Source organism: Laceyella putida, assembly GCF_042665195.1.
GTDB classification, from domain to species: domain Bacteria; phylum Bacillota; class Bacilli; order Thermoactinomycetales; family Thermoactinomycetaceae; genus Laceyella; species Laceyella putida.
On record NZ_JBHTBW010000006.1, the window covers coordinates 24,620 to 45,960 of the forward strand.

A 21,341-nucleotide genomic window follows, 5' to 3' on the forward strand; every position below is an offset into this window, starting at 1 on the left:
AATCTCCCTCCTCAAGGGTTTGTACTTATCCTAAGAACCCCACATCGGCAGGGTTCATTTCTTTTTGCTTTTATTGCGATAGGTCTTCTTCTTTTTCTTCTTCGCCTTCTTCTTGTCGTCGCTTTTCTTGGCGAAGTCTTCCCGTTTCACTTCATGGAGCTTGCCTTTTTTGCCTTTGGCGGCGTCAGCGTCCCGGTTGCGTTTGAATTTCTTCTTCTTCCCTTTAACGGGACGTTCAAAGCGCTCATCCGAGAAATGCTCCAACAGTTCAAAGTCGACTTTGCGCTCATCGATGTTGACGCCGCTGACCCGGATGCGCACGCGATCCCCAATGCGGAAGATGCGTCCCGTCCGTTCTCCGATGAGGCAGTAATGGGATTCATCGTAGCGATAATAATCGTCCGTCAGGAAGCTGACATGGATCAACCCTTCAATCGTGTTTTCCAGCTCGACGAAGATGCCGAATGAGGTGACGCTGGAGATGATGCCCTCATACTCCTCCCCCACCTTATCCATCATGAACTCAGCCGCTTTGAGGTCGTTGGTCTCCCGCTCGGCATCGACCGCGATCCGTTCACGGATGGACGATTGTTGGGCCGCATCCGGCAAGTAGGCATTCAGCTGGTCGATCCGCTCAACGGATAAGCTCCCTTGCTCCAACACTTCGCGGATGATGCGATGGATCAGCAAGTCGGGATACCGGCGGATCGGCGAGGTGAAGTGCGAATAGAACGGCGCCGCCAAGCCGAAATGCCCCAAATTGTCCGCCGAATACTTGGCCTGCTTCATCGACCGCAACAAAACGGTGCTGATCACATGCTCTTCCGGTTTGCCGGAGATTTTCTCCAGCAAGCTTTGCAAAGCATGCGGACGGACTTGATCCGGTTTCCCCTTCACCGAGTAGCCGAAGCTGGTGATGAACTCATAGAAGTTCTTCAGTTTCTCGGCATCCGGATTTTCGTGAATCCGATAGACAAACGGCACTTGCAGGTTGCAGAAATGCTCAGCCACCGTTTCGTTGGCCTTCAGCATGAACTCTTCAATCAGTTGCTCGGCAATGGTGCGGGGCCGTTTGACCACATCCACCGGTTTCCCTTTCTCATCGACGATGATTTTGGCCTCGGTGAAGTTGAAATCGATCGCCCCCCGTCTGAGGCGCCGCTTCCGCAACGTCATCGCCAAGTCGGCCATCAAACGGAAGTCATCGACGAGCGGCTTGTATCGCTCGATCAACTCCGGGTCTTCATCGACGACAATCTTCTTCACATTGGAATAGGTCATCCGTTCCTTGGTTTTGATCACGCTGGGGTAGATATCGTAAGCCACCACTTCCCCGGCGGGATCGATTTCCATGTCACAGGTCATGGTGAGCCGATCCACTTGCGGATTCAAGCTGCAGATGCCGTTGGACAAACGCTTGGGAAGCATCGGGATGACGCGGTCGACGAGGTACACGCTGCATCCCCGCTCATACGCTTCCCGGTCCAGGGCGGAACCTTCCCTGACATAATAACTGACATCGGCGATATGCACACCCAAGCGCACATTGCCATTGGGCAGGCGTTCAACGGACACCGCATCGTCCAGGTCTTTGGCATCTTCGCCGTCGATCGTGACCATGGGACGATCGCGCAAATCCCGCCGCCCTTTCAGATCTTCTTCGCTGATGGTTTCCGGAATGGCTTCCGCCTCGGCGATCACGGCCTCGGGGAACGCCTCGGGCAACCCGTGTTTCCGAATGATGGACAAAATATCGACACCGGGATCATTGCGATGGCCAAGAATCTCAATGATTTCCCCTTCAGCTGAGTGGCGTCCGGTGATTTGGTGCAATTTCACCACGACTTTCTGGCCGTCGCGGGCATCCATCTGCAATTCGGGTGCGATAAAGATGTCTGCGGCGATGCGTTTATCGTCAGGGATGACGAATCCAAAATGAGAAGACAATCGGGCAAACGTACCGACGATCTTATCCCGTTTCCGCTTCAAGACGCGGACGATTTCCCCTTCCGGACGGCGATTCTCCGTCTTGCTTTTGTGAATCCGCGCCAAAACCAAATCGCCGTCCATGGCGCCGTTCATGTCATTGAGATGAATGTAGATATCCGGTTTGCCGGGCGTATCCGGGATGACGAACCCAAATCCTTTGGAACTCCCTTGCAATGTTCCCCGCACCAAGTTGAACCGTTCCGGCACCCCATACCGTTTGGTGCGCGTCTGGACGATTTTCCCGTCCGCTTCCATCTCGTTCAAGAGCTGGGCAAACGCCTCCCGCTCCGCTTCCGCCACCTGAAATTCATCAATCAATTCAGTTAGGGTGAGCGGTTTATAGGCTTGCTCCAACATAAACTGCCAAATCTGTTGTTCTGTCAACATCGCTTCACCTGCCTCCAGGAACCTTGCCTCCTAAAGAGCAGACTGCCACCTCACTTTCGTCTAGGACGATCGTTCCCTGATAAATTGCTCTATTTCTTTAAATAACTCTTTGCGCTCGCGGTCCACCGTGATGATGTGGGTCGATTTCTCATACCAAGACACCTTCTTATCGGTTGACGAGATGTTTTCATAGATGTAATCGGCGCTTTTCTCCAGAATCAATTCATCTTTGCCCGCTTGGATAATCAGCGCAGGCACCTTCACTTCCGCCAACAACCCTTTGACATGGCGAATCAGCCGCGTCAATTCGGCCACGCATTTGATCGGTGTCCGATCATACGGGCACAAATAAGCTTCAATCTCCGGGTCGCGATGGGTCGTTCTCTTTTTATAGCGAATAAAGAGGGACAACACATTGGCCAACAAGGCCCGCCGGTCACGGATATAAATGGGCGCGCACATCGGGATCACACCATCCACCGGCCTTTGCGCCGCCAACGCCAGGGAGAGGCACCCCCCCATCGATAATCCCGCCACGTACAACCTCTCCAGTTTCTCCGCCCGCAGCTTATCATATGCATCCAGAACACTTTGCCACCAGTCACGCCAGGTTGTTTGCTCCATCTCCTCAGGGCTGGTGCCATGTCCCGCCAATAAGGGCGCAAAGACGGTATAGCCCTGATCCTTGAAATATTGCCCCATCGGCCTTAACTCAGAAGGTGTCCCAGTAAAACCGTGTAAGAGTAGAATGCCCGTTTTTCCCCCCGGATAAAAAAAAGGTTCTGGAGATCTTTGTACAGTCTTCATTTGACGTTCCCCACCCGTCCATTTGCAAGTATATTTCCAGATCATTTTAACGATAGCACACCGTCAACAATTTGCAACACTTGCCTGAATCGCACGCCGATATCGAAACTCTTTCCATTATAGAAATTACCCATTTCCCTTTAGAAATTAATGCCTAATCCTGGTTGCGCAGGGAGAGGCAAAAATTTTTTTGGCAAGGGTCGTGGTGCCGACGGAAGAACGGATGGGCAGCATGATTGTCGCTTTGGCCCAGCACTACCAACCATCGGACCTGAAAGATTCGGCCGGTTAACCGAACATCCTCGCCTAGTCAAACAATCCTTGGGCCATGGCAGTTGACCCGACGACTGAAAAAACGCTTCAGAGCGGAACTTCTCCGTTCTTGAAGCGTTTTCGCGTTTAACAAAAATGATATAAAAAAAGAGCCACCCTCACGAGTGACTCTTCTTTGGCCTGGCAACGACCTACTCTCCCAGGGCTTAGGCCCAAGTACCATCGGCGCTGGAGGGCTTAACTTCCGTGTTCGGTATGGGAACGGGTGGATCCCCTCCGCCATCATCACCAGACATCTTACGTTTATTATAATAGCAGGCATGAGAGAAAAACGCAAGAGGTTTTTTAAAATTTTTCTCCCTAAAACAAACAGCCGACCAGAAACATCGGCTGCACGCTTTATTTTACGAAATATCCAACCACGAGTGCCATCACCATGAACAGGAATGCCAGCACAGCCGTTGCTTTACCCAGAAAAGCATCAAATCCGCGCGCTTTTGCTTTTCCCATCATATGTTCCGCTCCACCAGCAATGGTACCGGACAAGCCTGCGCTCTTACCGGATTGAAGCAATACCGCAACGATGAGAATCAAGCTGATGACAGCAAGGACAATTTTTGATGCGAGTTCCACAAATGTCCCCTCCTTGCTTCTATTCCACTGCATTGACTGTAACACATTTAACCGTCGTTTTCAATGGAGAAAAAGGGGGATGTCTTATCCCCGTTCTTCTTCCATTCCTTCACCCAGTTTGAGCTTCTTTGCACGGCACACCCATGGTAAAGAAAAAAGGCCCCATACGGAGCCTTTTCGTTTATGTTCCAACTTACCCGCGCAGGTTGTAGAAAGCGGTGCGGCCCGGGTATTGGGCGGTGTGTCCCAATTGGTCTTCGATGCGGATCAATTGGTTGTATTTGGCCACACGGTCGGTGCGGGATGGCGCGCCGGTTTTGATTTGGCCGGCGCCAGTCGCCACAGCGATGTCAGCGATGGTGGTGTCTTCCGACTCTCCGGAGCGGTGGGAGATCACGGCAGTGTATCCGGCACGCTTCGCCATTTCAATCGCATCGAAGGTCTCGGTCAGGGTGCCGATTTGGTTCACTTTCACCAAGATCGAGTTACCCACGCCTTTTTCGATCCCTTGGGCGAGGCGTTCGGTGTTGGTCACGAACAGGTCATCGCCGACGAGTTGGACTTTTTTGCCCAGACGCTCGGTCAATTGCTTCCAACCTTCCCAGTCATCTTCAGCCAAACCGTCTTCGATGGAGATGATTGGGTATTTGCTGGTCAGTTCTTCGTAGAAGTTGATCATTTCAGCGGAAGTGCGGGTAATGCCTTCGCCTTCGAAGTGGTATTTGCCGTCTTTGTACATTTCGGTGGAAGCCACGTCCAGAGCCAGCATGACATCAACGCCCGGTTTGTAACCCGCTTTTTCAATCGCTTCCACGATGGTAGAGAGGGCTTCTTCGTTGGATTTCAGGTTTGGTGCGAAACCGCCTTCGTCACCCACACCCGTGGCATATCCTTTGGATTTCAATACCGATTTCAGGTTGTGGAAGATCTCCGAGCCCATGCGGATCGCTTCGCGCATATTTTCCGCGCCGACGGGCATGACCATGAATTCTTGGATATCCACGTTGTTGTCCGCATGAGCGCCGCCGTTTAAGATGTTCATCATCGGAACCGGCATGGCCTTCGCATTGAATCCGCCCAAGTAGAGGTAGAGCGGCAAGCCCAGCGCGTCCGCAGCCGCATGCGCCACCGCCATGGAAACACCCAGAATCGCGTTGGCGCCCAAGTTGCCTTTGTTCGGTGTGCCGTCAAGTTCGATCAACGCATGGTCGATCGCCACTTGATCCAGCGCATCCATGCCTTCGATATGGGGCGCGATCACGTCGTTTACGTTTTGCACCGCTTTGAGCACGCCTTTGCCAAGGTAACGCTCTTTGTCGCCGTCACGCAATTCCACCGCTTCATAAGCACCGGTGGAAGCGCCGGATGGAACAATCGCACGGCCAACGGAACCGGATTCAAGCACCACTTCTACTTCTACAGTCGGATTCCCACGGGAGTCCAGCACTTCGCGTGCATACACATCGATAATGGTCGTCATGGCATTTCCCTCTTTTCTCAAGATGTGATTAGTGGTAACTCCGCTATCGCGGAGTACAGTCGTTCTAAGCTCGCAAAAGACGCTCGCTAAGAACAAATCATGGTAACTCCACTGCCGCGGAGTACAGTCGTTCTAAGCTCGCAAAAGACGCTCGCTAAGAACGACTTAGTAACGTTTTCCCGGTCATCTCTTTGGGTTGTTCCACGCCGAGGAGGTCGAGCAAGGTTGGCGCGATGTCCGCCAAGATGCCGCCTTCCCGCAAAGTGACGCCTTTTTGGGTCACGATGAGCGGAACAGGGAAGGTGGTATGGGCCGTATGTGGACGTCCGTTCTCATCGATCACCATGTCCGCATTGCCGTGGTCGGCGGTAATCACGGCCACGCCGCCTTTGGCCAAAACGAGGTCAACGATTTTGCCCAAGCACTCGTCCACCGTTTCCACCGCTTTAATGGTCGGCTCCAGCTTGCCGGAGTGGCCGACCATATCCGGATTGGCGAAGTTGAGGATGATGGTGTCATGCTTTTCCGCTTCGATCTCTTTGATGAGCGCTTCCGTCACTTCGTACGCGCTCATCTCCGGTTTCAGATCGTAAGTGGCCACTTTGGGTGAGCTGATCAAGATGCGCTCTTCACCTGGGAATTCCTCCTCACGGCCGCCGCTGAAGAAGAAAGTGACGTGGGGGTATTTTTCCGTCTCGGCGATGCGCAATTGTTTCAGCCCATGTTGCGACACCACTTCACCATAGGTGTTGTCCAAGTCGGATGGCTTATAGGCCACAAAGCCGTCCACCGACTCGCTGAATTTGGTCAAGCAGACATAATAGAGGTTCTTCGGGCGTTTGGGCCCGCGGTCGAAGCCACGGAAATCCTCATTGGTGAACGCGAGCGAAATCTGAATCGCCCGGTCGGGACGGAAGTTATAGAAAATGACGGAATCGTGGTCTTTGATCGTGCCCACTGGCTGATTGTGCTCATCCACAATCACTGTCGGCATGACAAACTCGTCAAAGATTGATTTCTCATAAGACTCTTTTACTGCTTGGATCGGGTCGCGATATGTAGGCCCTTCCCCATATACCATCGCCCGGTAAGACTTCTCCGTGCGCTCCCAGCGCTTATCGCGGTCCATCGCATAGTAACGCCCTTGGACGGTTGCGATTTGCCCCACGCCAACCTCGGCGATCTTCCGCTCCAGTTGCTCAATGTAGGATATCGCGCTGTCTGGAGCTACATCACGACCATCCAAAAAGGCATGGATATAGACGCGCTCCACCTTTTCTTTCGCCGCCAAGTCGAGCAGGGCGAACAGATGGCGGATATGGCTGTGCACCCCACCGTCGGACAAGAGCCCATAGAGATGCAACGCCGAGCCATGCTCTTTGACATTCTTAATCGCGTTCAAGAAAGTTTCGTTCTGATAGAACTCCCCTTCTTCGATCGATTTGGTCACACGGGTAAGGTCTTGATACACAATCCGGCCCGCCCCGATATTGAGATGGCCCACTTCAGAGTTACCCATTTGCCCTTCCGGCAGACCCACCGCATTGCCGCTCGCGGTCAGCGTGGTATGGGGATACTCCTTCCAATAGCGATCAAAGTTGGGCTTGTTTGCTTGGGCCACGGCATTCCCTTCCGTTTCCCGGCGCAAAGCGAACCCATCCAAGATGCATAAGAGAACTGGTTTTGGTCTCGTCATGCTTATTCACCTGCACTTGCCGCTTGTACTAGCTGAATGAAGGAGTCGGCTTTCAGGGCAGCTCCGCCCACCAACGCACCATCAATATTGGGCTCTGCCATGAATGACCGGATATTCTCAGGCTTCACGCTGCCTCCATATTGGATGCGCACTTCATTCGCCACTTGCTGGTCATATAAATCTGCCACGGTTTTGCGGATAAAGCTGCACACTTCTTCGGCGTCTGCCGCTGTCGAGGCTTTGCCCGTACCAATCGCCCAAACCGGTTCGTAGGCGATGATCGTCTTCTTCATCTCATCAGACGAAAGCCCTTCACATGCCGCTTTCACTTGCGTTTGCACAACTTCTTTCGTTTTGCCGGCTTCACGCTCGGAGAGCACCTCTCCCACACAAACGATCGGAGTCAACCCGCCGGCATGCGCGGCGCGCGTTTTTTTGTTCACCGTTTCATCCGTTTCGGCAAAGTAGGTGCGACGCTCAGAGTGACCGATAATCACATATTCGACGCCAGCCGCCTTTAACATCGGCACACTCACTTCACCTGTGTAGGCGCCTTGCTCTTCCCAATGTACGTTTTGCGCCCCGATGCCAACAGATGTTCCTTGGGTCGCTTCCACCATGGCCGGGAGGGCGAGGAACGGGGCACACAGCACCGCTTCGACATCGACTGGCAGCGTTGCCCGCTTCACTTCGTTGACAAAGGAAACGGCTTCCTCCGCAGTCTTGTGCATTTTCCAGTTACCCGCAATCACAGGAGTACGCATACGGTTTCCCCCTTATCTATTTGTCATCCAATGCCGCGACACCTGGCAGCACTTTTCCTTCCAGGAACTCGAGCGAAGCGCCGCCCCCAGTGGAGATGTGGTCCACACTTTCGGCCAAGCCCGCTTTTTCGATCGCTGCCGCGGAATCCCCGCCACCGATGATGGTGAACGCCGCGGAATCGGCCAACGCTTGCGCGACCGCATTGGTTCCTTTGGCGAATTGGTCAAACTCAAACACACCCATCGGCCCGTTCCAGATGACCAAACGCGACGCTTTGACCACATCGGCGAACAGCTCTCTCGTTTTCGGACCGATATCCACCGCTTCAAGGTCTGCCGGAATTTGATCGATCTCAACGGTTTTCACGATGTCTGGGTTGGGACCAAACTCATCGATCACCACCGCGTCCACCGGCAAATAGAGGCGCACCCCTTTTTCTTCCGCCTGCCGAATGAACTTCTTCGCCAACTCTACTTTGTCCGCTTCAAACAGCGATTTGCCGATGCCGTATCCTTTTGCATAGACGAAGGTATATGACAAACCGCCACCGATGATCAGGTTGTCCACTTTATCGAGCAGATTTTCGATCACGCCGATTTTGTCTTTCACTTTCGCCCCACCGATGATGGCGGTAAACGGACGTTTTGGATTCTCGAGCGCCGTCCCGAGCGCATCCAACTCTTTTTGCAGCAACAAGCCGGCAACCGCTGGCAGATGATCGGCGATGCCGGCGGTGGAAGCATGCGCGCGATGGGCGGCACCAAACGCGTCATTCACATACAGATCGGCCAATTTGGCAAACGCTTTGGCCAACTCGGGGTCGTTTTTCTCCTCGCCCGAATAGAAACGAACGTTTTCCAACAACAACACATCGCCATCGCGGAGCGCATTTACGCGAGCTTCCACTTCTGTCCCGATCGCTTCGTCCACTTTCGCCACCGGTTTGCCCAGCAGTTCGGACAGGCGAGCCGCCACGGGCGTGAGACGCAACTCTTCCACCACTTGCCCTTTCGGACGGCCCAAGTGGCTGGCCAAGATGACTTTGGCCCCTTGATCCACCAAGGTTTGAATCGTTGGCAGAGCCGCGCGAATCCGAGTGTCGTCGGTGATGTGGCCATTTTCCATGGGCACGTTGAAATCGACTCGGCAAAATACGCGCTTACCACGAACGTCAACATCTCTGACCGACTTTTTATTCATGGCCCTTCCTCCTTATGTTCCGCCCCTACCCCTCGTCCCTTGCGCAAAAAGAGTAGGGTACTAGGAAATGTATGAGCATGAGAAAGAGGAGAACAGTTCTCCTCTTTCTCATCTCATGGTTATCCGATCATTAGGATAACACATTTCCTATTAGTATAACATTATAGACCTTTGCTTGCGATATAGCTTGCGAGGTCAACGACACGGTTGGAGTAACCCCATTCATTGTCGTACCAGGATACGACTTTCACCATGTTGCCTTCCATCACCATGGTGGAGAGGGCGTCAATGGTGGAGGAATGCGGATCTCCGTTGTAGTCGATGGATACGAGTGGCTCTTCCGTATAGTTAAGGATGCCTTTCAGCTCACCTTCAGCCGCCGCTCTCAGCGCATCGTTCACTTCTTCTACCGTCACTTCTTTTTTCAATTCAGCCACCAAGTCGACAACCGATACGTTTTTGGTTGGCACGCGCATGGCAAAACCGTTCAGTTTGCCTTTCAATTCTGGCAGAACCAAGGATACCGCTTTAGCCGCACCGGTGGTGGTTGGGATGATGGACTCACCCGCGGCACGCGCGCGGCGCAAGTCTTTGTGCGGCAAATCAAGGATTTGTTGGTCGTTGGTATATGCGTGAACCGTCGTCATCAAACCGCGCACGATGCCAAATTTCTCGTGCAACACTTTGGCGAACGGAGCCAAGCAGTTGGTGGTGCAAGACGCGTTGGAAATCACGTGATGGCTGGCCGCGTCGTATTTGTCATGGTTAACGCCCATGACGATGGTGATATCTTCGTCGGAGGCGGGTGCGGAGATGATCACTTTTTTGGCGCCCCCGTTCATATGTTTCGCCGCATCGGCACGTTTGGTGAAACGACCGGTCGATTCAACCACGATTTCCACGCCATAGTCGGCCCATTTGATTTGCGCAGGGTCGCGCTCAGCCAATACTTTCACTTCACGACCGTTTACCGAGAAACCATCGCCCGCCACTTTCACTTCCGCATCTAATTTGCCATGGACAGAGTCGTATTTTAACAGATGCGCGAGCGTTTTGGAGTCAGTCAAGTCGTTGACTGCGACCACTTCCAATTCTGGATGGTTTAACATTGCACGAAATACGTTGCGGCCAATACGACCAAAACCGTTAATACCCACTTTCACTTTTGCCATGATCGAAATCCTCCTCTTGATCTCTTCTGTATTATCACCGATCGGATGCGTCAATCATTCCTAAAAAGCGATCGCATTTTTTAAGATGGCCCTCGCCGCACCTTCATCGGTAATCAACGTGTCTTGGGAAACAAGAGAACAGACAGCCACAATGGCTTCCGCCTTGCTTGCCCCACCGGCGACGGCGACCTTCTTCTCTACGAGCTCCAGCCCATCCAAGTCCAACCCCAGCGTTCGGACACGATGAACAATCTTTCCGTCCCGGTTAAAATAGTAGCCGAAAGATTCCCCAACGGCTTTCCCCTTCTCCAGCTCGTCAATCACCTGGGGAGACGATTTCCTGCGGATCGCCATCGTCTTGGCGTCACCGATTCCATGCACCACCATGCGCGCCAACTTGAGTGAGTCCAGCACTTCTTGGATATGCGGTTCCTTTTGCAAAGTCTGATAGGCTTCATCGCTTAACTGGTCAGGAATGTGCAACATGCGATACTTCCCGCCAGTCCGCTTCGCCATCAGCGAGGCGATGTAGTTGGCCTCCAACTCCACCGCTTCCCCCACGCCGCCGCGCGTTGGCACAAACGTAGTCTGCTTAAACGCAGGTGTCGGCATCATCATTTCCGCTACCGCCAACATGGTACTTCCGCCTGATACTGCGACGATTTGATCTGGAACGGCCAGCTGTTTCAAGTATCGGGCCCCTGCTCTTCCCATCTCCACTTTCACCCAATCGGAGACATCCGCATCCCCTGGAACGATGATCACATGATTCACACCCAGGAATGCCTTCAACTCTGCTTCCAACCGATACAAACCAAACAGCTCTTTCATGAGCGGTTCCATCTCCGCCAGCAATTCATTGCCGCTCTCAGTCAATTTCATTCCGGCGGAGTCGACGGAAAGAAGACCTTGTGCCCGCAGAAAATCCACTTCCGCGCGCAATACCCGTTCTGTTGTCTTCAGCTCTGTTGTGAGACTTCGTCGACCTACCGGTTGCATCAATTGGATATGACGTAGGATGTCATATCTTTTCTGCATGGTCTGGAGAAGATCAGGCAATAATTGCTTTTGCAAGTTCAAGATTTTTTCCATCGGATCCTCCAATACTGGACACGATATGTCCCGCATAAGACAAAAGTGTCCCGACCCGTTCAAAAAAAATCCCCGCATCGGGATCACTTTCATTTTAGCCTAAATAAAGTTTCTTTGACAAGTTAGTCATGACTACTTTATTGAAAATTCATAGAAAACGCTTTCGTCCAGTTGAGGATGCGATCCCCAGTTCCTCGCGATATTTCGCTATGGTTCTTCTGGAGATGCGAATCCCTTCCATTCTTAACATATCCGCTATTTTTTGGTCGGAAAGCGGTCGTTCTTTATCTTCCCCATCCACCAACAACTTAATCTTTTTCTGTACTGTTTTTTGTGACAAATCCTCACCGGAATGAGTGGAAAGTCCCGACGGAAAGAAGAAGCGAAATGGATACAGCCCCCGTGGCGTCTGCATGTATTTGTGTTGTGTCGCGCGGCTGACCGTTGATTCGTGCAATCCCACTTCCTCGGCGATTTGTCTCAACGTCAGGGGACGGAGGTAATCGATTCCTTTATCAAAAAACTCTTTTTGCTTCAGCACGATCGCTTCCGTCACCCGAACAATCGTATCACGTCGCTGTTCAATCCCTTTGATCAACCACATCGCCGATTGCATCCAGTTTTTCAGGTATTGCGCCACATCTTCCCCCACTCGCTCCCGCTGTTTGATCAATTGCTGATATGCTGAGTTGATCGTTAAGCGGGGCGTTTCCCCTTCTTCCAGCAGAACCACGTACTCATCATTTACCTTTTCCACGATCACATCGGGAACCACATACCGTGGCTGTTCAGATGCGTATGCCGCACCCGGGCGAGGATGGCAAGTTTTGATTTCATCCACCGCGCGCTGTACTTCAATCACATCGACACCCAGAGCCTGTGCGATTTTGCGCCATTTGCCATCAGCCACATCCTCCAAATGGTGATGGGCGATTTGAATCGCCAATTCATTGGGTTCGGCCCGATGGCGCAATTGGATCTCCAGACATTCTCCCAGGTTTCTCGCTCCAACGCCGAGGGGGTCCATCTCCTGGATGATGGACAAACACTTTTCCGCCAGTTCTTCCTTAATATGAAAGCGCTTACATATCTCTACTAACTCTAGATCTAAATAGCCTCGTTCGTCCAAGCTGTAGATGATAAATTCACAGATGCTCCGTTCCTTCCTGGATAGGCGTAGTTCACGCAGTTGCATGAAGAGTTCGTCCGTCAACGATCCCGAGGCCGCTTGCGCATAATCCCGGGCATCCGCCCGCTCTTCACGCCGATAACCCGTTCGCCGTGGCCCAGCATCCTCCGCCATGGCTTTCAACCATTTCTCCAATTCCGCGAAAGTGTCATCCGCCAATTCAAGGACGGGGTTGTCCGTGAACTGCTCTTCCAAGTACTGTTGTAAGTCTGCTGCGGAGTACTGTAGCAGCTGAATGACTTGACGCAGTTCTGGCGTCATCACCAATTTCATCCGTTGTTCTTGCACCAAGCCAAAACCCATTTGCAAAGCCATTCCCCCACCTCCGCTTTCATGTAAGATCTGGACTCTTGTTTCATTCGCTGCGCCGTTTCGGTTAATATCATTTTAACATAATCCCCGTGAGAGCTTTTCATTCTTTTTTTTCCAACAACTTCAGCCGATATGAGAACATTTCCCCTTGCTATACGATCAAGGGATCTTGGAATTCAGTCAAGTCGAAGGAACATCCTCAATTTACTGGAAAGTGGCCCTTCCACCCCGTTGATAGCCATCCACCCGGCGCGGGCGAATCAATCCCATTGATCGCCCGCATTTTTTTGCTTGCATCCTTATCTTGCTCATGTTATAATCTTCTTTGTCAGATTGTCACATCATCATATGCGCCTATAGCTCAGGGGATAGAGCGCTGGTCTCCGGAACCAGGTGCCCAGGTTCGAATCCTGGTAGGCGCACCAAAATAGGAAAACCGTCTCTCTTATGAGAGGCGGTTTTTTGTTATGCCTATTTCAGAAAGTAAAAGGCCTGGGACGGCAGACACCGCAATATTTTCGCTTAATTGCCATGTTCGAACCGGCTTTTTTATACATTTAAAATATATAATTATTTAGTATCGATATACATCCTCTGATATTTATAGTCCATTCTGATTGGACTCAGCTGACTACATAGCATCAGGAGGTACCGCATGAAACCCATTTTAGGCCTCGTTACCACCCTGTCTCTTGCGTTGTCTATGGTCCCGCTGTCCTCGGTTGCCAGCGCGACGCCAGCCATCCCCTCCCCTCACAATAAACCGGGGGAGATCATTGTCAAATTCAAACCTCACGTCTCCAAGAAAAGAATGGAAGCCCTTCACTCCAAGACAGGCTCCCATGTCGAAGAAACATCCAAGCTGGGGTTTCAGGTATTAAAAGTGAAAAACAGTTCATTGAAGGCGCTCTTGCAAAAATACAAACAAAATCCTGATGTGGAATACGCGGAACCAAACTACATTTACCATGCCAGCCTCCTTCCCACCAACCGGTATCCCCAATCATGGCAAACCCGGTTTAACATCACTCCCAACGATCCCGGGTTCTGGACCAAACAATGGGGCCCGAAACGCGTTCAGGCCCATCTCGCTTGGAACGCCACCCAAAGCAACGGCACTGTAAAGATCGCGGTCGTCGATACGGGAGTCCAATCCACCCATCCCGATCTGCGCGGCAAAGTGCTGAACGGGTGGGATTTTGTGGAAAATGACAACTCCCCGCAAGACGCCAACGGGCATGGTACCCATTGCGCGGGCATCATCGCGGCGGCGACCAATAACCGAGTCGGGATTGCCGGAATGGCCCCCAACGCCAAATTGCTTCCCGTTCGTGTATTGAACGGGGCGGGAGAAGGCACGGTCACTGATGTGGCGGACGGAATCAAGTATGCCGCGGACCAAGGGGCGAAGGTGATCAATCTGAGCCTGGGTGGACCAGAGAGCAGCTCGACCATCAAAAGCGCGGTGGACTACGCATGGAGCAAAGGGGCCGTTGTTGTCGCTGCCGCCGGGAACGAAAGCACCAGTCAGCCCAGCTATCCCGCCTATTACAGCAATGCGATTGCCGTCGCTTCCACCAATCCCGATGATACGCGCTCCTCGTTTTCCAATTATGGAACCTGGGTGGATGTCGCCGCACCAGGCGCGAACATCTATTCCACGATAAACGGAAGTGCATATGCATACGAAAGCGGCACTTCGATGGCGGCACCGCATGTGGCGGGCATCGCCGGTTTGTTGGCAAGTCAAGGGCGTACAAATGTTCAAATCCGTGCCGCGATTGAAAACACCGCGGACAAAGTGCCGGGCACCGGCACCAACTGGACGCACGGACGCGTCAATGCGTATAAGGCCGTATCATATTAGCAACAACCGCATGCTGACCTCCTGCCACACACGGCAAAGTCAGCATTTTTCATCGAAAAACATAACCATTACCCGGGGGAACACCGGAACACATCTTCAACTCGCCCCAAGAAGAGCGAACCCAGCAGTTTCTAAGCCAAGTATACAAATAGGCGAGAAAGACTGTAAGCCATCTGCTGAGCCACTCGCATGTGGGTTACAGGCTTTTTCCAAAAGTTCCTTATCCCGATGGAAATGAAGCCCCCTACAGCCCTTTCCCGCGATGGTGTTGTTCCCCTTTCTCCTTATGTTTGCCCCAAACCGTCAGGAGAACATCCCCGAACCGCCAATGAACCCAGCAAGATGACCGTCGTTGTCTTCCACTCTTTGAACAGCAGCACACCCGTTAACGTGATTGCCACCCCATTGCATGCCTGTCGAAAGGGAGAGACAATCGATGGAAGTGGTCTCTCACTGTATCCATTCACAAATCTTCCGCATAATCGAGCAATCGTTTTCAAAAATAATAAGCGCGGTTGTGGTAGAATATATCGGTATATTTAAAATAAAATCACCTTCTTAGGAGAGAACCAATCATGGCAAAGTGGATGAAAAAGCTCAGTTTGGTCTGTTTGGCTTTTCTCTTACTCATTCCCATCGGCGTTTCAATGGAATGGTTCCTTCTCTCTTTCTTCCTGCCTTAATCAATAATTCATACCTTTTTACCGTTAGATAGATATTTTCATGCTTACAAGCGGATTTGGCGCCGAACCGACCGAGTAAGAGCCGTTCACGCGAAACAACTCCCAACTACCGTACAACCAACCTGTTGAACTGGTCCCTTCCCTTAAGGATGATCAGTTCTTTTTCTTTTTGACTTTATTTGACCTTTCTTGACCAATAGAGTATGATTAAGTTAGATTCCAATATGCGAAAGAAAGAAAGGGGGAAGGGGGCTGTCTTAAAGCAGCCACCCAACACACATGAACTTAGTCCCAATCGTTGTCGAACAATCGAACCGTGGTGAACGTTCATATGATATTTACTCCCGTTTGCTCAAAGACCGAATCATCCTGCTCGGTAGCCCCGTCACCGACGACGTGGCCAACTTGATTGTCGCCCAACTCCTCTTTTTGGCCGCGGAAGATCCAGACAAAGACATTTCCTTGTACATCAACTCTCCAGGGGGTTCCATTACGGCAGGAATGGCGATTTTTGACACCATGCAATTAATTAAGCCAGACGTATCGACCATCTGTGTGGGCATGGCCGCTTCCATGGGCGCTTTCCTGCTGGCAGCCGGCGCCAAAGGCAAACGGTTTGCTTTGCCAAACAGTGAGGTGATGATCCACCAACCCCTTGGCGGTGCGGAAGGGCAAGCCTCGGATATCGAGATCCGCGCCAAGCGCATCATCCGCATGCGTGACCACCTCAATCGCCAATTGGCTGAGTTTACGGGCCAGCCATTGGAACGAATTGAACGCGATACCGACCGCGATCACTTCATGAGCGCGCAAGAAGCCTTGGAGTACGGCTTGGTCGATAAAATTTTGACTTCCACCAAAAAACAGTGAAAAGTGCCTTTGGGGGGTTCCTCCCAAAGGCATTTTATATTCGTTTATGATATGAGTAGCGTTCATCAAAAAAGGATCAGAAAGGTTGATAACCGATGCAAAACCGTCATGATCGCGCCTTGTTCTGGTTATGCATGTTCATTGCCGCCATCATGGGCCTTTCCCTTATCAGCAAGTTTTTCCGCTAATCTCGCGCGCAAGGCGTTTGCCGGAGGTGTCTGCCGTCCTCTTGACACTGACCAGGATGGCAGACACCGCCATGCCTTGATGTCCATTAACGGCCATGGCTAGACTGAATCACCCATCCTATACAAAAACACCTGACTCCCTAGATGAGATCAGGTGCCAAATCCTTGTCAGGGACCTTGTAACCAATCTTCCGGCGCGATCACCCGCACATGAACTGGATTGAGTGGAGAGGCCCGATTCACTTTCTGGTAAACCCGGTTTGCCAATTCGCGGTATTGGTCAGGTCGCCACTCTTCGTCCGGCAAAACCATCAACATGATTTTTCTTCCGTTATACTCCATCCGCACATCACGAACACCTGGGACATTCATCGCGACTTGCTTCACTTTGGTTTCGGGATAACTGACATAACTGTAAGAGTGACTGTCTTTATCAAGTCCGGTTCGCTCGGTCGGCCTTTCAAACCGCTGACATCCCGCCAGAATCAGAGCCGTTATGCACAGAAGTATCCATCGTTTCGCCATGGATGCTCACCTCCATGCCTTAGTGTTTGATCTGGTGGGCGGTTTATGCAAAAAAAGCCGCAGCCTCTCGCCACGACTTCCCCTTATCCTCGGTTGATTGGGCCAAAATCCTCCGGCAATAGCATTTGTTCCGTTAGTACGAGCGTCCACATGAAAATAAACACGGACACCGCTGACAGGGCTGATTGATCGAGCAATAACGAGCCGATTCCCCCGATGATGACGATAAAAAGCCCCATCAGCAAAATGGGCCAGCGCAATTTTCGCCACACAAATATTCCGGAGATCAGCAAAGGCAACAAAACCAATGCACTCGCATATGGAAAATGGGCTTGCACAGGCACATAACGCATCAGGCCATGCACAGATACGGGCTCCATATCAACCCACAGGATTTCCATAAAAATGCCCATCACGGTCACCACAAAGGTATATAAGTGATAAAACACTTGCACACTTAAGCTCTCCGTCCACTCCATCCGCAGGCGACGCATGATATCTAACGCAACAAACACAAATGTTGGTGTAAGCAGTACTTGAAACAAGGAGCGCACCAAACTGAGCCCTTCCAACATTTCGCCTTTCCCAATCCAATTGCCGAGCGACAAAATGGCATGGTCGTAAATCAGCGCCAAGGTGATAAACATCAGCCAATAGGTTCCCCAGTAGGCTGACTCGCGAATAAAACGAAAACTCCAAATAAAAAGTGCAATATATGAAACCGTAAGGATCGGATACAAAAAAACGTCCATAATTTCCTCCAATGGAACGTACATTCTCAAATTGTACTTTTTTCCTCTTCTGTTACTTCCATATTATAAAAAAAGGATTGGCCGTGAATGCATCAAATGTGACATGATTTATACGGTTTCGCAAGCAAGCAAGATCCAACAGAACAACCAGGGCATGGCTGGCAAATCAAGTTGATCGATGGGAGGCGGGGAAAAACCTTTTCCCGATGCGCCGAAGGAGAAGTGAAGCGAATGGGAAAACGGTTTTTGAGCCGCCGACATATTTATCAGACACGCCCTAAATAAGCCGAAATCGGAAGAAAAGAGCCAACGATTGGCTCTTTTTACTCTGATTTGCTCACCATTTCCGCCAGTACATTCACGGCTTCTTCCGCATCGGGGCCATCGGCGATGATCGTGATCTCAGCCCCGCGGGATACGGCTAAGCTCATGATTCCCATAATGCTTTTCGCGTTCACTTTCTTCGTTCCTTTTACCACAAACACCTCGGAGGCAAACTTATTTGCTTCTTGCACAAACAACGCTGCCGGACGAGCATGTAATCCTGTTTCCAATTGCACAACCACTTTTTTCTCTACCATGTCATCTTCCTCCTATATGTCCTTATTCCGCTTCGCGCAATTTGTTGGCCAGTTCATCCAATTTGCGCAAACGGTGATTGATAGCTGATTTGCTCACTTTTCCGCTCGGAAGCAGTTGTCCCAGTTCCGCCAAGTTCACTTCTGGATACTTTAATCTCGTTTCAGCCACTTCCTTCAAACGGTCTGGCAAATGGTCCAATCCCAGCTTTTCATCGATGAGGTGAATATTTTCGATTTGGCGCATGGCCGCTTGGATTGTCTTGTTCAGATTGGCCGTTTCACAATTGACCAGGCGATTGACGGAATTCCGCATATCCTTCATGATCCGCACATCTTCAAAGTGCAACAGCGACGGGTGCGCCCCAATGATATTGAGGAATTCCCCGATCTTATCCCCTTCTTTGATATAGACCACAAACCCTTTTTTCCGTTCAATGGTTTTTGCATGCAAGAAAAATTCATTCATCAACTGGCATAAGGCTTCACTATGATCAAAATAAGTGGACACAATTTCCAAGTGATAAGAAGCACTGTCCGGATTATTGACTGATCCGGCAGCCAAAAAGGCTCCCCGCAAATAAGCGCGTTTGCAGCAGCTATCCGTGAACAGCTCCTTCGATATGCCCGTCACCCGCTCCCATGACCCTTTCTTAAAGATGCAGAGGTCAGACAAGATCTCTTCCGTTCGGGTCGATAAACGAATCAGGTAGACATTATTCTTCTTCAAGCGCACTTTTTTGCGAACCAACACTTCCGGCTGCATTTGATATAACTTTTTGATCAAAGAAAAGACATATCTCGCCGTCGACGGGTTCTCCGTCATGATATCGAGAACCAACGACTTTTGCTTCACATGCACGGAGCCATTCATCCGCACCAAGGCTGACAACTCGGCACGCTTGCAGCAATCATCCGACTCCAGTTGAGTCAATTCCTTTTTGGTTGTAGAAGTAAACGACATACAGCATCCCTTCTTTATCCGCTTTGCCGCTGAGCCATGCGTTCGCGAATCAAACGAAGGATATGGGCACTGATTCGATCTGCATCATGACGCAAAACAGACTGATATAAAAGTAAATTATCTGCAACCGCATGGCAACCCAATTTATTGATGCGTTCAATATCAGGAATCACCATACGTTGCTGTTTTTTCGCATACTGCCGTTGAATCGTGAGAGGAGGCACCTCATTATTGATAATCGCGATATCAAACAAACGCTCGCCCACATGATCATAAATGGCCCGCAAGTGATCACTTGCCGTAAAGGAGTCTGTTTCCCCCGGCTGTGTCATGACGTTGCACACGTAAATTTTGCACGCTTGGGAAGCGCGAATTGCCTCACTCATATCTTTCACCAACAGGTTGGGTAAAATGCTGGTATATAAACTGCCCGGACCCGCAATGATGCCATCCGCCTCTTCAATTGCCCGCAACACACCGTCAGAAGGCTTGGGATCATGTGGATTCAAAAACACGCGACGAATGCGTTTACCCGTTTTGGGTATTTGCGATTCGCCTTCCACAATCGTTCCATCGGTCATCTCCGCCATCAACACAACATCCTGCTCGCTGGCCGGCAATACTTGTCCACGCACCGCCAGCACGCGACTCATCGCGTTGACTGCCTTGGTAAAGTCACCGGTGATCTCCGTCATCGCCGCAATCATCAGGTTGCCCAATGTATGTCCCTTCAGCCCTTCCCCATTCTCAAACCGATATTGCAATACGCTTTCCAACAAGGGCTCGGTCTGAGCCAGAGCGATGAGCACGTTTCGAATGTCTCCGGGTGGGGGCATCTGCAAATCATTGCGCAAACGCCCTGAACTCCCTCCATCATCGGCAACCGTCACAATGGCCGTGATGTCGATGGGCAATTTCTTCAAGCCTCGTAAGATGACAGAAAGTCCCGTTCCGCCCCCGATGCATACCACTTTGGGGCGGCGGAACAATTCTCCATTGAATTTCTGATTGCTCGCCACGCTTATCCGCCTTTCTCGATGTCTCGATGTGCTACACGGCAATGAAATTGCTCTTGGAATTTGCTGTGAAAGGTTTCGGCCAACGCCACCGATCGATGCTTCCCACCGGTGCAACCGATTCCGACGACGAGTTGTTGCTTGCCTTCACGATGATACTGCGGAATCAAAAACTGAAATAAGTCTATCATCTTCTCGACAAATTGTTTGGTATCCGCCCACTTCATGACGTATTCGGCCACATCCGCATCTTTGCCGGTCTGCGGGCGCAACGAGTCCACATAATGGGGGTTGGGAAGGAAACGCACATCAAACACCAAATCGGCGTCAATCGGAATCCCATGCTTAAACCCGAAAGACATAAACGTTACCGTCATTCTGTTCGGTTCCACATGCACAAAGCGATTGACGATCTTTTCCTTCAACTCGGCGGGTTTGAGCCGACTGGTATCAATGATTTGATGCGCCCTGCCCTTGAGTTCTTCCAATAACTTGCGTTCTTGCAGGATGCCGTCAAGCGGTGTGCCATCGGGCGATAATGGGTGACGGCGCCGCGTTTCCTTGTACCGTCTCACCAGTGTCTGGTCATCCGCATCCAAAAACAGGATTTGGTGTTGGATGCCATGCCATTCTTCAAGCTGATCCAGTGTTTCAAATAAAGAAGAGAAAAACTCCCTTCCCCTTAAGTCAATCACCAAGGCAACGCGATTCAAATTCCCTTGGGACTGCTCCAATAACTCTGCAAACTTGGGCAATAAGACAGGCGGCAAATTATCAACACAGAAAAACCCGTTATCCTCCAAACTTTGCATCGCCACTGATTTACCGGCGCCAGACATTCCGGTGATGACAACCAGATTCCCTTTTTTGCTTTTATCCATAGCCATCACCCCTAGTTCCATG

Annotated in this window: 18 protein-coding genes, 1 tRNA gene and 1 rRNA gene; 3 read left to right on the forward strand and 17 right to left on the reverse strand. The window is 51.1% G+C overall.

What is annotated here, in order from left to right; translation table 11 throughout:
- Positions 1-54 precede the first annotated feature (54 nt).
- The 11 genes from rnr to rpoN all read right to left on the reverse strand — a co-directional run bounded on the left by rnr (position 55) and on the right by rpoN (position 12,998).
- The gene (gene rnr, locus ACFQNG_RS01855) at positions 55-2,376 is read right to left on the reverse strand and encodes a ribonuclease R (RefSeq protein ID WP_379863109.1); all 2,322 of its coding nucleotides are present in this window, start codon (positions 2,374-2,376) and stop codon (positions 55-57) included.
- Between the two features lie 60 nt (positions 2,377-2,436).
- The gene (locus tag ACFQNG_RS01860; RefSeq protein WP_379863110.1) at positions 2,437-3,183 is read right to left on the reverse strand and encodes an alpha/beta hydrolase; all 747 of its coding nucleotides are present in this window, start codon (positions 3,181-3,183) and stop codon (positions 2,437-2,439) included.
- Positions 3,184-3,634: 451 nt separating this feature from the next.
- A 5S ribosomal RNA gene (gene rrf / locus ACFQNG_RS01865) occupies positions 3,635-3,749 on the reverse strand.
- A 106-nt stretch (positions 3,750-3,855) separates the two neighbouring features.
- Positions 3,856-4,089, reverse strand: a complete 234-nt coding sequence (gene secG / locus ACFQNG_RS01870; protein ID WP_379863112.1) for a preprotein translocase subunit SecG — start codon at positions 4,087-4,089, stop codon at positions 3,856-3,858.
- A gap of 193 nt (positions 4,090-4,282) precedes the next feature.
- Positions 4,283-5,569, reverse strand: a complete 1,287-nt coding sequence (eno, locus tag ACFQNG_RS01875; RefSeq protein ID WP_379863113.1) for a phosphopyruvate hydratase — start codon at positions 5,567-5,569, stop codon at positions 4,283-4,285.
- A 154-nt stretch (positions 5,570-5,723) separates the two neighbouring features.
- The gene (gene gpmI / locus ACFQNG_RS01880) at positions 5,724-7,265 is read right to left on the reverse strand and encodes a 2,3-bisphosphoglycerate-independent phosphoglycerate mutase (RefSeq protein ID WP_379863114.1); all 1,542 of its coding nucleotides are present in this window, start codon (positions 7,263-7,265) and stop codon (positions 5,724-5,726) included.
- Positions 7,266-7,267: 2 nt separating this feature from the next.
- On the reverse strand, positions 7,268-8,029 hold the full coding sequence (tpiA, locus tag ACFQNG_RS01885) for a triose-phosphate isomerase (protein ID WP_379863116.1): 762 nt from the start codon (positions 8,027-8,029) through the stop codon (positions 7,268-7,270).
- Positions 8,030-8,045: 16 nt separating this feature from the next.
- Positions 8,046-9,230, reverse strand: a complete 1,185-nt coding sequence (locus tag ACFQNG_RS01890; protein ID WP_379863117.1) for a phosphoglycerate kinase — start codon at positions 9,228-9,230, stop codon at positions 8,046-8,048.
- Between the two features lie 161 nt (positions 9,231-9,391).
- Positions 9,392-10,402, reverse strand: coding sequence for a type I glyceraldehyde-3-phosphate dehydrogenase (gap, locus tag ACFQNG_RS01895; RefSeq protein WP_379863118.1), 1,011 nt, complete (start codon positions 10,400-10,402; stop codon positions 9,392-9,394).
- 60 nt (positions 10,403-10,462) lie between these two features.
- Entirely contained in the window at positions 10,463-11,494 is a 1,032-nt protein-coding gene (locus ACFQNG_RS01900; protein ID WP_379863119.1) for a sugar-binding transcriptional regulator, read from the reverse strand.
- Between the two features lie 148 nt (positions 11,495-11,642).
- A complete protein-coding gene (gene rpoN, locus ACFQNG_RS01905) occupies positions 11,643-12,998 on the reverse strand; it encodes an RNA polymerase factor sigma-54 (RefSeq protein ID WP_379863120.1) in 1,356 nt (451 codons plus the stop codon).
- A gap of 347 nt (positions 12,999-13,345) precedes the next feature.
- On the opposite strand from rpoN, the gene ACFQNG_RS01910 reads away from it, so the two are divergent.
- The 3 genes from ACFQNG_RS01910 to clpP all read left to right on the forward strand — a co-directional run bounded on the left by ACFQNG_RS01910 (position 13,346) and on the right by clpP (position 16,415).
- Positions 13,346-13,420, forward strand: a tRNA-Arg gene (locus ACFQNG_RS01910).
- Positions 13,421-13,650: 230 nt separating this feature from the next.
- Positions 13,651-14,862, forward strand: coding sequence for a S8 family peptidase (locus ACFQNG_RS01915; RefSeq protein ID WP_379863121.1), 1,212 nt, complete (start codon positions 13,651-13,653; stop codon positions 14,860-14,862).
- A 962-nt stretch (positions 14,863-15,824) separates the two neighbouring features.
- Positions 15,825-16,415: an ATP-dependent Clp endopeptidase proteolytic subunit ClpP gene (gene clpP, locus ACFQNG_RS01920; RefSeq protein ID WP_379863122.1), complete on the forward strand. Its 591-nt coding sequence runs from the start codon at positions 15,825-15,827 to the stop codon at positions 16,413-16,415.
- Between the two features lie 356 nt (positions 16,416-16,771).
- Here clpP and ACFQNG_RS01925 read toward each other — a convergent pair whose 3' ends face one another.
- From ACFQNG_RS01925 to rapZ, 6 genes are all read right to left on the reverse strand, one after another.
- Positions 16,772-17,128, reverse strand: coding sequence for a hypothetical protein (locus ACFQNG_RS01925; RefSeq protein WP_379863123.1), 357 nt, complete (start codon positions 17,126-17,128; stop codon positions 16,772-16,774).
- An 83-nt stretch (positions 17,129-17,211) separates the two neighbouring features.
- Positions 17,212-17,880: a hypothetical protein gene (locus ACFQNG_RS01930; protein ID WP_379863124.1), complete on the reverse strand. Its 669-nt coding sequence runs from the start codon at positions 17,878-17,880 to the stop codon at positions 17,212-17,214.
- 323 nt (positions 17,881-18,203) lie between these two features.
- Positions 18,204-18,461 (reverse strand): HPr family phosphocarrier protein, encoded by a 258-nt coding sequence (locus ACFQNG_RS01935; protein ID WP_379863125.1) that lies wholly within the window; start codon positions 18,459-18,461, stop codon positions 18,204-18,206.
- A gap of 22 nt (positions 18,462-18,483) precedes the next feature.
- Positions 18,484-19,422: a DNA-binding protein WhiA gene (gene whiA / locus ACFQNG_RS01940; RefSeq protein ID WP_379863126.1), complete on the reverse strand. Its 939-nt coding sequence runs from the start codon at positions 19,420-19,422 to the stop codon at positions 18,484-18,486.
- Between the two features lie 14 nt (positions 19,423-19,436).
- A complete protein-coding gene (locus ACFQNG_RS01945) occupies positions 19,437-20,441 on the reverse strand; it encodes a gluconeogenesis factor YvcK family protein (protein ID WP_379863127.1) in 1,005 nt (334 codons plus the stop codon).
- 2 nt (positions 20,442-20,443) lie between these two features.
- Positions 20,444-21,319: an RNase adapter RapZ gene (gene rapZ / locus ACFQNG_RS01950; RefSeq protein ID WP_379863128.1), complete on the reverse strand. Its 876-nt coding sequence runs from the start codon at positions 21,317-21,319 to the stop codon at positions 20,444-20,446.
- Between the last annotated feature and the right edge of the window lie 22 nt (positions 21,320-21,341).